This window comes from Hyphomonas sediminis, from assembly GCF_019679475.1.
GTDB classification, from domain to species: domain Bacteria; phylum Pseudomonadota; class Alphaproteobacteria; order Caulobacterales; family Hyphomonadaceae; genus Hyphomonas; species Hyphomonas sediminis.
The window spans coordinates 818,728-831,585 of record NZ_JAIEZP010000001.1; the positions used below are offsets into that span (position 1 = coordinate 818,728).

General features: G+C 62.5%; 16 protein-coding genes. 9 read left to right on the top strand and 7 right to left on the bottom strand.

Annotated elements, in window-relative coordinates; all coding sequences use genetic code 11:
* Positions 1–2: 2 nt before the first annotated feature.
* Positions 3–482: a pentapeptide repeat-containing protein gene (locus tag K1X12_RS04120; protein ID WP_220986364.1), complete on the bottom strand. Its 480-nt coding sequence runs from the start codon at positions 480–482 to the stop codon at positions 3–5.
* 134 nt (positions 483–616) lie between these two features.
* Between K1X12_RS04120 and K1X12_RS04125 the strand changes: the two genes are divergently transcribed.
* The 5 genes from K1X12_RS04125 to K1X12_RS04145 all read left to right on the top strand — a co-directional run bounded on the left by K1X12_RS04125 (position 617) and on the right by K1X12_RS04145 (position 5,973).
* Positions 617–1,072 (top strand): SAM-dependent methyltransferase, encoded by a 456-nt coding sequence (locus tag K1X12_RS04125; RefSeq protein ID WP_220986365.1) that lies wholly within the window; start codon positions 617–619, stop codon positions 1,070–1,072.
* A gap of 111 nt (positions 1,073–1,183) precedes the next feature.
* On the top strand, positions 1,184–3,502 hold the full coding sequence (locus K1X12_RS04130; RefSeq protein ID WP_220986366.1) for a S8 family peptidase: 2,319 nt from the start codon (positions 1,184–1,186) through the stop codon (positions 3,500–3,502).
* A 1-nt stretch (position 3,503) separates the two neighbouring features.
* Positions 3,504–4,166 carry a hypothetical protein gene (locus tag K1X12_RS04135; protein WP_220986367.1) on the top strand — a complete coding sequence of 221 codons (663 nt, stop codon included), beginning with the start codon at positions 3,504–3,506 and terminating at the stop codon, positions 4,164–4,166.
* Complete coding sequence (locus K1X12_RS04140; RefSeq protein ID WP_220986368.1) at positions 4,163–4,825, top strand: hypothetical protein; 663 nt, start codon at positions 4,163–4,165, stop codon at positions 4,823–4,825. The genes K1X12_RS04135 and K1X12_RS04140 overlap by 4 nt, the downstream gene beginning before the upstream one ends.
* Positions 4,825–5,973, top strand: coding sequence for a M23 family metallopeptidase (locus tag K1X12_RS04145; protein ID WP_220986369.1), 1,149 nt, complete (start codon positions 4,825–4,827; stop codon positions 5,971–5,973). The genes K1X12_RS04140 and K1X12_RS04145 overlap by 1 nt, the downstream gene beginning before the upstream one ends.
* 57 nt (positions 5,974–6,030) lie before the next feature.
* On the opposite strand, the gene K1X12_RS04150 is transcribed toward K1X12_RS04145, so the two are convergent.
* Together K1X12_RS04150 and K1X12_RS04155 are read right to left on the bottom strand one after the other, a co-directional pair.
* Positions 6,031–6,375, bottom strand: a complete 345-nt coding sequence (locus K1X12_RS04150; RefSeq protein ID WP_220986370.1) for a P-II family nitrogen regulator — start codon at positions 6,373–6,375, stop codon at positions 6,031–6,033.
* A gap of 64 nt (positions 6,376–6,439) precedes the next feature.
* Positions 6,440–7,183 (bottom strand): class I SAM-dependent methyltransferase, encoded by a 744-nt coding sequence (locus K1X12_RS04155; RefSeq protein WP_220986371.1) that lies wholly within the window; start codon positions 7,181–7,183, stop codon positions 6,440–6,442.
* 41 nt (positions 7,184–7,224) lie between these two features.
* Between K1X12_RS04155 and gloB the strand changes: the two genes are divergently transcribed.
* Together gloB and K1X12_RS04165 are read left to right on the top strand one after the other, a co-directional pair.
* Positions 7,225–7,995, top strand: coding sequence for a hydroxyacylglutathione hydrolase (gloB, locus tag K1X12_RS04160; RefSeq protein WP_220986372.1), 771 nt, complete (start codon positions 7,225–7,227; stop codon positions 7,993–7,995).
* On the top strand, positions 7,995–8,444 hold the full coding sequence (locus tag K1X12_RS04165; protein ID WP_220986373.1) for a cupin domain-containing protein: 450 nt from the start codon (positions 7,995–7,997) through the stop codon (positions 8,442–8,444). The genes gloB and K1X12_RS04165 overlap by 1 nt, the downstream gene beginning before the upstream one ends.
* 114 nt (positions 8,445–8,558) lie before the next feature.
* Here the strand turns inward: K1X12_RS04165 and phbB are convergent, their stop codons facing one another.
* Positions 8,559–9,284, bottom strand: a complete 726-nt coding sequence (phbB, locus tag K1X12_RS04170; protein WP_220986374.1) for an acetoacetyl-CoA reductase — start codon at positions 9,282–9,284, stop codon at positions 8,559–8,561.
* A 157-nt stretch (positions 9,285–9,441) separates the two neighbouring features.
* Between phbB and phaR the strand changes: the two genes are divergently transcribed.
* Positions 9,442–10,035, top strand: coding sequence for a polyhydroxyalkanoate synthesis repressor PhaR (gene phaR, locus K1X12_RS04175; RefSeq protein WP_220986375.1), 594 nt, complete (start codon positions 9,442–9,444; stop codon positions 10,033–10,035).
* Between the two features lie 47 nt (positions 10,036–10,082).
* On the opposite strand, the gene K1X12_RS04180 is transcribed toward phaR, so the two are convergent.
* Together K1X12_RS04180 and K1X12_RS04185 are read right to left on the bottom strand one after the other, a co-directional pair.
* Positions 10,083–10,673 (bottom strand): hypothetical protein, encoded by a 591-nt coding sequence (locus K1X12_RS04180; RefSeq protein WP_369426058.1) that lies wholly within the window; start codon positions 10,671–10,673, stop codon positions 10,083–10,085.
* Between the two features lie 81 nt (positions 10,674–10,754).
* Positions 10,755–11,144: a DUF983 domain-containing protein gene (locus K1X12_RS04185; RefSeq protein WP_220986376.1), complete on the bottom strand. Its 390-nt coding sequence runs from the start codon at positions 11,142–11,144 to the stop codon at positions 10,755–10,757.
* A 126-nt stretch (positions 11,145–11,270) separates the two neighbouring features.
* Here K1X12_RS04185 and K1X12_RS04190 point away from each other — a divergent pair, with 126 nt between their 5' ends.
* Positions 11,271–12,212 (top strand): prephenate/arogenate dehydrogenase family protein, encoded by a 942-nt coding sequence (locus K1X12_RS04190; RefSeq protein WP_220986377.1) that lies wholly within the window; start codon positions 11,271–11,273, stop codon positions 12,210–12,212.
* A gap of 19 nt (positions 12,213–12,231) precedes the next feature.
* Here K1X12_RS04190 and K1X12_RS04195 read toward each other — a convergent pair whose 3' ends face one another.
* Positions 12,232–12,804: an ActR/PrrA/RegA family redox response regulator transcription factor gene (locus K1X12_RS04195; RefSeq protein WP_220986378.1), complete on the bottom strand. Its 573-nt coding sequence runs from the start codon at positions 12,802–12,804 to the stop codon at positions 12,232–12,234.
* Between the last annotated feature and the right edge of the window lie 54 nt (positions 12,805–12,858).

The following is a 12,858-nucleotide window of genomic DNA, read 5'->3' on the forward strand; positions in this document are numbered from 1 at the left end:
TTTCAGGCCCGCCCGGTATCAAAGCGCACCATGCCTTCAGCTTCCGGGCGGAAACCGGGGGGGAGAAGGGTTGCCTCGTCATAGAGCGCGCCGGTGAAGCGTGCCTTGGTGATGTCGCCCCACAGGCAGTGCGCGCCGCACAGGTTGGCGCCGGTAAGGTCAGCCTGCAGCAGGTTTGCCCCGGTCATGTTGCTGCCCATCAGATTGGCAAAAGCCAGCCGCGCATTGCGAAGGTTTGCGCCTTTGAACGAGGCGCCGCGCGCATGGGCATGAGTGAGTGAGGCCGACAGGAGCCGGGCATGGTTCAGGCTCGCCCCGGCAAGGTTTGCCCAGTCCAACCGCGCGCCCCTCAACTCGCAATTGTGAAACCGCGTGTTCGAGAAGTCCTTGCCCCGAAGGTCTGCGCCCAGGAAATCTATGGATTCCAGATGGTTGGGTGTCAGGGCTGGCGGCCCCGTCCAGACAAGATTTCCCGATTCCATTCCAAACCCCGAAAGCCCGAGCTCAATTCCTTCAGCCAGTTCCTTCTGCGCTGCTTTGCGCGGCGCGCCAAGGGCGCTGTGGTTGACAGGGCGCGGGCTCTGCCTGTTCGTTTTCTCAGGCAAGGGAGGGCGCCATGATAACACTCAAACCAGTTGGCTGGGTCAGGGGCGGGCGGAGAGATGCCGTCGATGATCATTGGGGCGGGGAGCGTTCGGTGATCGAATTGGCAGCGGAATTGCCCGAATCTGCGCTTTTCGGGCTCGACACGTTCAGCCATGCAGAGATCATTTTCTTTTTCGACAAGGTACCTGAAGCCGAGATCGAGACCGGCGCGCGCCATCCGCGCGGCAATCCGGACTGGCCGCTGACAGGGATTTTTGCCCAGCGCGGCAAGAACCGGCCAAACCGGCTTGGCCTTTGTACCTGCAGCATTCTTGGCGTTTCCCGGCGGCAGATCGAGGTGGGTGGGCTGGACGCAATCGATGGCACGCCGGTGCTCGATATTAAGCCGGTGATGCGTGAATTTCTGCCGAGAGGGGCCGTGCGCCAGCCCGGCTGGGCCAGCGAGCTGATGAAGGACTACTGGTAAACGCGCCGCGCATTGACGATTGCGCAGCAGGCACGGCCCGTCATAATCTCTCCACAGCGTTAACCTAATGAGGCTGGGGCGTTCATTGGAAATCGCATGGGGATATCCGGCATGTTGAAACGATACACCGCTAGAACAGCGCGAACGGCAATCGCCCTGGCGCTTGGCAGTGCGGCCTTCCTGGTTGCCTGCGACCAGATTGATACCCGGCTCGAAAGGGCCCGCGAGATTGCCGACGCTGCTGTCGAACAGATCAATGGCGAAACCGTCATCGACTCCGGCCAGCGCAATCTGGAGCGGGCACCGCTGCTCGACCGGGCCCTGGCTGGCACAGTGATGGCAGAATTTGCCGTCGATGAGGAAGAACGTCCGATGTTCGCAATCGGCTCGATCATCGCCAAGCCGCTCGATATTCCGCCCGCCGAAACTGTCGAACTCGCCGACGATGCCGCGCTGATCGAGGAAGAACTCGATTATTTCGACTCCCCGGAAGGCGAAGCTGCGCTGGCTGAGGAAGCGGCGGCTGTCGGCGCCGCGCCAGCGCCCGCCCCTGCGCCGGGCGCAACGATCGTCGATGTGCCCGTCGGAGAGGATATCGTTGCCCAGCCTGCCCAGGTCATGCCGAAAATCAAGCTCGACCCTACCGCCACCCAGCAAACCCAGCAGGAAATTGCCAGGGCCAGCGAAAAGCTCGAACGGGTTGTCACGCAGGATGATTCCCAGCGGCTCAAAGTCCGCAGCCTGTCCCGGCAGGATCTGGAAGCCATGGCACCGGAAGACCGGGTAGAGGTGCGCAAGCTTGCCCGTCGCGCGCCGGTTGCCCGCGAAGTGGTCCGCAAACAGATCGACGCAAACAGCGTCATGCTCGACACGATGACCAAGTATGGCGTTGGCGGCGAAGTGGCGCTGTCGCGTCAGGGGCAGATGATTATTCAGATCGGTCCGGATGGCGCCAACCCCACCCAGTTCACGGGCGGCAGCAAGCCATCTGATTTCCTGGCGCGTGCCGAAGCGGCCGCTTGCCCCGAAAATCCGGATCCTGAATTGATCCGCAGCGATCTGGCGATGGCGACAGCGTGCGTTGTGAAAGACCTGCGCGCTTCCGGCCAGTTCGAATATGTCGAACCGGACTTCATCTTCCAGAACCAGTTTGCCCGGAAGCCCAAGGACATGCCGGTGGGAACGCCGGGAGAGACCAAGACGGGTACGACAGGGTCCACCGGAGCGCAGGCGACTTCCAAAGAGCCGGATGACCCGCTCTGGGCCCTGCAATGGCATTTCCGCGACAGGGGCACCACCGATGGCCGCACGGCTGGTGGCGCAGGCTTTGAGTCCTTCTGGGGCCGCCAGGGGATTACCGGCTCGGACGGCATCGTGGTCGCGGTTGTCGATACCGGCCTGCAGATGAGCCATCCTGATATTGCCGGATCGCCTAACATCATGCCGGGATATGACATGGTCTCAGACCCGCGGATGGGAAATGACGGCGATGGACGCGATACCGACCCCAACGATCCCGGCGACATGTGTGATCCCACCAAACCCAACGCGGCAGACAGCTTCCACGGCACGCACGTAGCCGGAACCATCGGCGCAGCGGCGACCAATAATGGCGCAGGCGTGGCCGGCGGCGCATGGGATGTCCGGATCGTGCCGGTGCGCGCGCTTGGCAAATGCGGTGGCCGCCTGTCCGACATTAACGACGCGATCAGATGGGCTGCGGGTCTCGTCCCAGCGGAAGTCTCCGACGAAAACAATGTCTGGACCGAAGTTTGGAACGAAAACCCCGCCGACATCATCAACCTGTCCATCGGCCTGCTCGGCAGCTGCCCGGCATCGCTCCAGGATGCGATCGACTCGGTCACCGCTGAAGGCGTCATCGTCGTTTCTGCCGCCGGCAATGCGCGCATGTCCACCAGCTTCTATTCGCCTGCGGGTTGCCGGAATGTCGTGACCGTGGCTGCCAGCGATGCGCGTGGCCAGATTGCGCCCTATTCGAACTTTGGCCCCGAAGTCATGGTGCTCGCCCCCGGCGGTGACCTGACGCGCGATGACAATGGCGACGGCAAGCCCGACGGCGTGCTCTCCACCAAGGCCGCCACCAATTGCTACGACCCGGTCACCGGCGACGCTGTTGCAAATTGCTACTACGCCTACGAGCAGGGCACCAGCATGGCCGCGCCGCATGTCTCGGCCGCGCTCGCGCTCCTGAAGGCACGTGAGCCTTCAGCAAGCCGGGAGACGCTCATCAGCACGCTGAGGGCTGCGCTCGATCCGCGCGAGAACCTTCAGTGTGCCGGTCTCTGCAGTCAGTATCCCGGCGCCACGCCCATTCCGGGCAGTGCCGATATGTGCGCTCGGCCCTGCGGGGAGGGGTTGCTCGATCTTGCCAAGGTGCCCGTCAAGGCGACCGCCGGAGGTAGTCGGTAAGATGAGTCGCAGCCGCATTCCCATGGATGTCCGTGGCCCTTTGGGTCTGCTTGGCATTGGCCTCCTTGCGGGCGCGGCGGGGCTTGCCGTGGTCGGAAGCCGGGGCGGGGAAGAGCCGGGCGGCGAAACCGAAGTTCAGGAAATCGCCTCAAATGGCGGGGCGCCTTCAGGGCAGGGAAGTCCGGCAACGGACATGACCTTCGATCCGCCGCCCGGGCGCCCGGCCATCATCATCGATCCTGAACCCGCGCCCCTGCCACCGGAAGAGCCTGAGGAGGCGCCCACCGCGTCGCCCATCCCTCAGGTCACCATCCAGCAGGAAGGCAGCACGGGCGTACTGCCCGCCCGCGCAGGCACAGCAGAAGTCGTCTTCATCGTCCGCCTCAAGGGCGCGCCCGAGGTCGACACCATCACCCGCAATTTCAAGCGCGATCCGGCTGCCGCCCAGGCGGCCTGGGTGGAGCTTACCCAGCGTATTCCCGCGCTCGCGGAGTTCGAGCTTTCCGGCGCCAGCTATTCTGGCGAAATGCGTCTCTCGCGTCGCCTGGCAGATGCTTCTCCTGAGTCGATCAAGGAGGTTCAGGCGAGCCTCCTGGCCATCGACGGCGTCGCTTATGCCGATCCTGACTATGTTGCCCATCCTGGACAGAAGGACACCAAATGAGTCTGCCTCGCTTTGCTCTCGCCCCGCTCATGCTGGCCGCTGGCCTATCGCTTGCTGCTTGCGACCAGGTCCGCCTGCCCGGTGCGTCGGGGCCTGACTATGCAGAGCCGAAGGCAGCCGAAGAAACACCTCAGCCATCGGAAGAGGGCACTGAGACAGCAGAGGTTGAGCTGCCGGTGCGCCCGGAGTCAGTTTCCGCTGACGCCGCTATCGATTGGGAGGCCGCCCGCCGTGATCTCGCCTCCCGCCCGCTGGAGGAACGTGAAGGTGCTTTCCAGGTCGCCTCCGGCGAAGCGGCTCCGCCGGTCCCGGTATTTCTGCCCTCGATGCCGGTCGGCGCGCAGAGCGGGGAATCTTCCGTGCGGTTCCAGCCGATGAGCGATGGGTACTACGCCTTCATTCCCGGGGATAAATACGACACCGTCGTCAACGGCACCAACAAGGTAATGGGCGCCCCCGGCGAAGCAAAAGCCGAGCGCGGCGACGCCTTCAATTTCCAGCCCACGACGACGGGCGCGCAAGTTTCCTTCTCCCGTTATGGGGCCGACTATCTGGTCGAATACGAATGCAAGGAACTGACGAATGGCCTGCCCACCTGCATCACGCAGGATGAGGCGGTCGCCTTTGCTGAGGAACTGGTGATTTCGGGGACGCGCTGATGCTGAAGACACGTTTGGCCGCAATCGGGCTGTCGGCTGCCCTGCTCATGCTGGGGGGGTGCGATTTCATTCGCTATCCGGGCGATGGTGGTCCGCCGCCGGAGACGCCGGACGTTGGCCCGGCCATTCCGCCCGGCGCGCCCGGCCCGCCGCCGCCTGAGCCGGGGGAGGACCCCTGGGAAATTCCGCCGATGGAAGACGGCACGCCGGACGCAGACCCTGTAGACGGCGCGCCGCCTGAAACGGAAACGCCGGGAACGGAAGTTCCCGTCGATGGCGGTACGGGCGAAGAAACGCTTCCCGGCGAAACGCCGGCGCAAGAGCCTGAGGATCAAGGCCCCGGCGCTTCCGAGCCGCCGGAAACAGAAACTCCGGTCACCGATCCGGAGCCTGAGCCCGAGCCGGAAACTGTTGTTGAGCCGGTGTTCAGCTACTACGCGCCGGGCGCTCTGCTGTCCGGTTCTGGCGCCGGCTTCTCAGAGCAGATCGTCCACGTGCCGGGCATGGTCTTCCCGATCAAATCGGCGCCGGCCTATCTGCAATCGCAGGTCTTCATGTTCGGCGGCGGTGTTGCCGGTGGCGACCAGTGCGACGCGCGCAACTATGCCTATCCGTGGCGGGACAATTTCTGCGAAAGCCGCTCGGCCAATCGCAGCTCGCCTTTCTGCCCCGTCGCAAAGATCCACCAGGGTCAGGACATCCGGGTCGGCTCGGCGGCAGACTGCAACACCCTGCGCCGCCAAAGCGCAGCCGAGCGCGGCATCCATGAAGTGATCGCGGTCGAGGATGGCGTTATCTCGTCCATCGGTACGTATACGGTCAAATTGCGCAGCGAGGGCAGCATCTACAATTACATGCACCTCAACATGAACCGTCTGGCCGTCACGGCTGGCCAGTTCGTCAAGGCGGGGGATCTGATCGGCTATGTCTCGAATGATTTTGGCGGCACGCCGACGACCATCCACCTGCATTTCGAGATCACCCAGAACACCGCCGGCAGCGGCTGGGTCCATGTCCCGCCTTACCTGTCTCTGGTGGAAGCTTATGAGCGTCGCCAGAATGGCCCCGGCGAGGAGCTGGAGCCGGAAATCGGCATTGCCTCTGCGCCGGACTGGATCATCCCCGAAGGCTACGAGATCATAGAGTGAAACAAGAAGGGCGGCTCTTGGGCCGCCCTTTTTCAGTTCGTGTTATGCCGCGCGGCCTCAGCCCGAAATTGCCTGCTCGTCGCGTTCGCCGGTGCGGATGCGCATGATGCCTTCCAGGTCATGCACGAAGATCTTGCCGTCGCCGATCGTGCCTGTGTTGGCTGCCTGGGTGATCGCTTCGATGAAGCGCTCCACATCGGCGTCAGCGCAGGCTAGCTCCACCTTCACCTTCGGCAGGAGGCGCACTTCGTATTCCGCGCCGCGATAGACCTCTGTCTTGCCTTGCTGGCGGCCATAGCCGCGCACTTCGGTCACGGTCAGGCCGGTCGCCCCGGCTTCCGAGATCGCCTCGATAACCGCGTCCAGACGGCTCGGTTTGAAGACTGCAGTGATCTGTTTCATGGCGGTTTTCCTGTCTGGTCAGTCGGATGCTGCGCTTGCGAAGGTAATCAACATGGCAACGCCGTCAATGTTCTTCGCGTCTTGCCGCACGGGCAGGACGCGCAATTCGCACGCGATCGGTCACAGGCGCGGCTGTTCCGCTCTTTGGCGGTGCATAGAGGCGTTTAACGGCTTCTATCAGGACCACGCCGCCCATGCCCGGCGCAATGAAGCGGCCAATCGCTTCCCAGCCTTCGGCGGCAGAAGTTACCAGGCCTAGATCGGTTGGCGGCATGTAAAGCGCGCTTGTGGAAGCGGTTACCTGGAAGAGGCCGGTCGACAGCAGGTTTGAAAGCTGGCTGCGGGTCCACGGGCGGCCCTGGCCAAACGGCGTCCGCGTTGCGCGTGACCAAAGGCCGGTCCGGTTGGCCGCGGCCAGGACAATGCGGCCTTCCGGCGCGGTCACCCGCCAGATTTCGCGCAGATAGGCGCGTGGGTCGCCTGTTTCCTCGAGGCCGTGAAGGATCACCACGCGGTCAAATAGTCCGTCTGAGAAGGGCAGGCGGGGGTCGCCAATGGCGACGGCGGCGTTTCCGCGCCCCGAATAATCCCAGTTCACCGGCCCATGTTCATGCGGCACGCCGGCAATGATGCGGCGCGGCGTCTGCCCGAACGCGTCCAGAACGGGCAACGCATATCCCAGCCCCAATACAGACAAGCCCTTGGACTCGCCCCACAGATCGGTCAGCTTGCCCGATAGGATGCGTGCCGCCGCCTTTCCAAGGTCGGACGCATAGAAGCGTTCAAGGGTGACGGCGTCCTGTCGCATCGTTATTGCTGCTCGCGGGTTCCTGTTTCCGGAGGTTAGAGATGAGTGTCGTAATCGAAATACACCAGTTTCCCTGCCTTAAGGATAATTACGGCTATCTGGTTCACGAGCCAGACAGCGGGCGCACCATTGCCATCGATACACCCGATGCCGCCGCTTATCTCGGCGAAGCGGAGAAGCTCGGCTGGCATATCAGCGAGATCTGGAACACGCATTGGCATCCCGATCATGCCGGCGGCAATCTCCGCATCAAGGAAGAAACCGGCTGTCACATCATCGGTCCGGCGGGCGAAGCCGACAAGATCCCCGGTCTCGACCGGGCCGTGAAGGGCGGCGATATCGTCGAGTTTGGCAATACCAGCGCCAAGGTGATCGATGTGCCCGGCCACACGCTCGGCCACATCGCGTTCCACCTGCCTGATCAGGATGCCGCTTTCGTTGGCGATGCTGTCTTTGCGCTCGGCTGCGGCCGGGTGTTCGAGGGCACGATGGAAATGATGTGGGAAAGCCTGACGCGCCTGAAAAAGCTGCCGAAGAAAACCAGTCTCTACTGCGCCCATGAATACACCGCTTCGAATGCGAAATTCGCCCTCTCGATCGATCCGGAAAACAAGGCACTGCGGGAGTATGTCGCCTGGGTCGAAAAGCGCCGCGCCGAAGACAAGCCCACCGTTCCGGCCCTGCTGGAGCGGGAGCTGGCAACCAATCCCTTCCTGCGGGCCGATCTGCCGGAAATGCAGCTTGCCATGGGCCATCCGGGCAATGCGGCGGCCACCTTCGGCGAAATCCGTGGCCGGAAGGACAGGTTCTGATGGCGCCTGCGCTGTCGGGCGATCTTGGTGCGAAGGAGATTATCCGTCTCCTGAACCTGCAGCCTCATCCGGAAGGTGGCCATTACGGCGAGACATGGCGCACCGCCCCGGCAGAAGGCGGTCGCTCACCCCTGACCGCGATTTACTACCTGCTTCAGGCAGACGAGCTTTCCGCCTGGCACCGGGTCGATGCGGATGAAGCCTGGCTCTGGCATGCCGGAGGTCCGCTCGCCCTGACCATCGCGCCGGGAGAGGGCGGGGGCGCGCGGTCGATGATGCTTGGCCCGGACCTTCGCGCGGGGCAGCGCCCGCAGGCGATCGTGCCGGCCCATCACTGGCAGACGGCGGAGACGCTGGGCGCCTGGACGCTGGTGTCCTGCCTCGTTGCGCCTGGATTTGAGTTTTCAGGTTTTGCGCTGGCGCCGCCCGGCTGGCGGCCGGAGGCCTGAAGCGGCTGCCTGAAACAGAAAATCCTCCAACGCCGTTGGAGGATTTCTGTCCTCCGTTGGAGGAATGGTTGGAGTTTTTTGCCGGGCTTATCCACGGGATAAGTCCGGCCCGGATCAGCCCGCGATATACTGCGCGCCGTTCACCGTCATCGTTGCGCCGGTGATGAACGCGGCTTCGTCGGAGGAGAGATACGCGCAGATCGAGGCGATCTCCTCGGCCTTGCCAAGCCGGCCCACGGGGATTGTCGCGATGATGCCTTCCAGCACCTTTTCCGGAACTGCCTGAACCATTTCGGTGTCGATATAGCCCGGCGCCACGACGTTTACGGTGATGCCTTTCTTGGCCCCTTCCTGCGCCAGCGCCTTGGTAAAGCCGATCAGGCCGGCCTTGGCGGCAGAATAGTTTGCCTGACCGAACTGGCCTTTCTGGCCGTTGATTGAGGAGATGTTGACGATGCGGCCCCAGTTGCGCTCACGCATCCCGTCCCAAACCTGGCGGGTCACGTTGAAGGCGGAGGTGAGGTCTACGTCGATCACCTGCTGCCACTGATCGCGGGTCATCTTGTGAAAGGGCGCGTCGCGGGTGATGCCGGCATTGTTGATCAGCACGTCCACCGGGCCGATGTCGGTCTCGATGGCTTTCAGGCCCGCGCCGACAGCGTCAAAATCCGCCACATCGAACTTGTAGACGCGGATACCGGTTTCCTTGGCGAAGGCCTCCGCCGCCGCATCGTTCCCGCCATAATTGGCCGCAACCTTATATCCCTTGGCCTGCAGCATTTCGCTGATTGCCTTGCCGATGCCGCGCGTTCCGCCGGTCACCAGAGCTGTCTTTGCCATGGTTCAAGTTCCTCCCGCTTCTCGTTGGTCTTCATCCTTGGCTATAAGCGGGGCACACATCAATAGCACATTGGTCTCTCGTGGATTTTGTGCCAAGATTTCGCACTAGCACAATAATTGCTTGCCCCAATGAAGGGCAGCTTCATGAGGTGAGGACATGGCCAGACAATCCGGCGCAGGTGGGCCGATCATTATCAAGAAATACGCGAACCGGCGTCTCTATGACACGTCGACGTCGTCCTACGTTACGCTGGAACACCTGTCCGATCTTGTCCGTGAAGGCCAGGATTTCGAAGTCCGCGACGCCAAGACCGGTGAAGACCTTACCCGTCAGGTACTGACCCAGATCATCTTCGAGCATGAAACCAAGGGGCAGGGCGCTTTGCCGCTCAACTTTCTGCGCCAGCTGATTGGCTTTTATGGTGGCGGCGCGCAGGCTTACCTGCCGTCCTTCCTTGAAATGTCTATGAATTCCTTTTCCGAGGCGCAAAAGGAGTGGCGCAAGGCGGCCAATCCGATGAGCCTGTTCGAGGCTCAGGCGCGCCGCAATATGGCGATGTTCGAGCAGGCCATGAAGATGTTCATGCCAGGCGGTATGCCAGCGGCAGGCGCAGCGCCTTCCGAGCCGCGCGCTTCGTCACAAACGCCGGCGAACCCGTTCATGGAATACCAGTCCGAAGCCCTTGCCGCGATGCAGGAGCAGATGGAAGTGATCCAGAAACAGCTGGCCGAGCTATCCCGCAAGGAATAGCCCGGCCAAAGTCCGGTAAATCTGAATCTGTGCCGGTTTGAACCGAGTCAGACGTCGCCTGCGACGCCGAAGTCCCGGCGTGCAGAGACGATCGTGACAATCACGCCTGCCAGAACATCCAGCAGCGTCATCGCTGTCAGGATAAAGAAGGTGGACGTTGCGAAGTTCGGCATCAGCAGGAACTGAACAAGGCAGAGGATGAACAGCAGCAGCGAAATGCCGTGATTGACGATGGTTGCGGTGCCCGTGCTGGTCGATTTAAGGATTTCCAGGAACAGGAAAATCACGGCCAGCAGCACAATGGCGTCGCCCTTGGTGAGCACCCATTCAACACCCGAGATCATCGGCAGGCCCATGAAGCGCTCGCCCAGCAGACTGGCGAGCGGCGCCAGCTGTGATTGGATCACCTGGCCGCTGGCATCGATGTCCTGCAGTGGGCCGCCGGCAGTCAGGGCCAGCAGGTTGTAAAGCACGACCGGAATGACCAGCAGCGGGAAGATGCCGAAGATTAGACGCATGAATGACCCCTGTTTTTGAGTTTCGCTGTCACCAGCGCGGCGTTTCTTGTCGCGCTCCATCTTGGCAACAGCCGCTCCCGCCAATGCGATCCGGGTATCCTTTGAGGCTTTATTGGCCACGTCCACCCTCGCAAAGCCGGTTGCGTTTACCAGACTTGTCTAACGTATAGCTGTGGCAGTGGCGAGGGGCTTTGCGGCGCCTTAACTTCCGGACTTGTTGACGGGCTTCTCGAAGCTGGCTTCCTCGGCTTTATGGTGCAGCTGAAGATTGAGCAGGATCGCCTTTGCCATCGGCAGAAGCCACAGGCAAAGCAGCGTCACAACAGCGCCCACACCCACCATCGCGAGTGCTTTGAGGCCCAGAGACAAAGGACTCATCGGCACAAGGAACAGGAAGGGCGCCATAAGGATCAGCACCCCGAAACCAACAAAAAAAGCTGGGCCGTCGGCCGTGTCTGCCGCCGTCATGTCCCGGCCGCAATGCGGGCAGGAGTCATTCAGCTTCAGATAGCCCTTGAAGAGCTTGCCTTCGCCGCAAGTGCCGCAGCGTTGGCGAAGTCCGGCGAGAATGGGGGTCGGTTTATTGTCCATGTCCAATATTTAGGCCCGCCAAGCGGGACGCGCGCCGTGACAAACGCCCGCGCCTCCTCTTGACGCGGGCGGACGCATTGCCCACGAGTGCGCCCGGTTTCAACGCCGCTGCCGGAGCAATCTTCTATGTCCGAACCCATCTTCAGTCGCATCGCCATCATCGGTGTGGGCCTCATAGGCTCCTCGATCGCGCGGGCTGCGGTGGAGTATGGCGCGGCTGGCGAAGTCATCCTCTATGACGCGGACACTGGAGTACGGGCCCGGTCAGAGGAGATTGGCCTCGGAACCGTTGCGCCTACGCTGGAGGCTGCTGTTTCTGATGCGGACTGTGTGATCGTCTGCGTGCCAGTTGGCGCGATTGGCGCGGTTGCTGCGGGCGCCGTGCCGAACATGAAATATGGCGCTATCCTCACGGATGTCGGCTCGGTGAAAAGCGAGGCGGCCAAGGCGCTGCACGCCGCCAGCGATGGCCGCATTCACGTCATCCCCGGTCACCCGATTGCAGGTACCGAACAATCCGGCCCGGATGCCGGTTTTGCGACCCTTTTCCGCGGCGCCTGGCACATCCTGACGCCTCTTTCGGGACAGGACGAAGCCTACCAGACCGCCACAGATGCGCTGGCCGCATTCTGGAAACAGCTCGGCGCCAGGGTCGAAGCAATGGATTCCGGCCGGCATGACCGCGTGCTCGCCATCACCTCCCACCTGCCGCACCTGATTGCTTTCAACATTGTAACGACCGCGTTCGATCTTGAATCGGTGGAAGAGGGTGAAGTGGTCAAATACTCCGCCGGCGGCTTCCGGGACTTTACCCGCATTGCAGCGTCCGATCCGGTAATGTGGCGCGACGTGTTCCTCAACAACAAGGATGCCGTCCTCGAATGCCTTGGCCGGTTCTCGGAGGATCTTGCCGTTCTTCAGCGCGCCATCCGCTGGGGTGACGGCGATACGCTGATCCGCGAGTTCACGCGCGCCCGCACAATCCGGAAGGCCATCATCGATGCCGGACAGGACTCGCGCGCCGTCAATTTCGGGCGCAATTCGCCTGAGACTGAAGACGAAGACTGAGGCCGGCTTATAGCGTCGTTTATTTGGGGGCGCGTTTCGCCAGAATCCGCTGCAGTGTGCGGCGGTGCATGTTCAGGCGGCGCGCCGTTTCCGAAACGTTGTGATTGCACAGCTCGTAAACCCGCTGGATGTGTTCCCAGCGCACGCGGTCTGCCGACATCGGGTTTTCCGGCGGGGCAGGGCGTTCGTCTTGGGTCGCGGTCAGCGACCGGATGATGTCTTCCACGTCGGCCGGCTTGGACAGGTAATCGACGGCGCCGGCCTTTACGGCGGCAACCGCTGTCGCAATCGCGCCATAGCCGGTCAGGATTACAGCGCGCGCTTCGGGGCGGTGCTTCTGCAGCACTTCAACCACATCCAGGCCGCTGCCATCTTCCAGGCGCAGGTCCAGCACCGCAAAGGCGGGCGGGTTGAGGCGGGCAATGTCCTTGCCTTCGGCAACGCTGGTCACGGCAGAAACAACAAAGCCGCGTTGCGCCAGGGCGCGGGCGAGGCGCTGCACAAACGGGCCATCATCATCCATGACGAGGCAGGATTTATCTTCCACGCCCTCAAGGCTCGGATGCTGGTTCACGACGGCGGGGCGTTCCATACGCTCTCTCCTTCAGGCGGTCTGGCCGTGGGTAAGCGAATATATGGCGGAAAT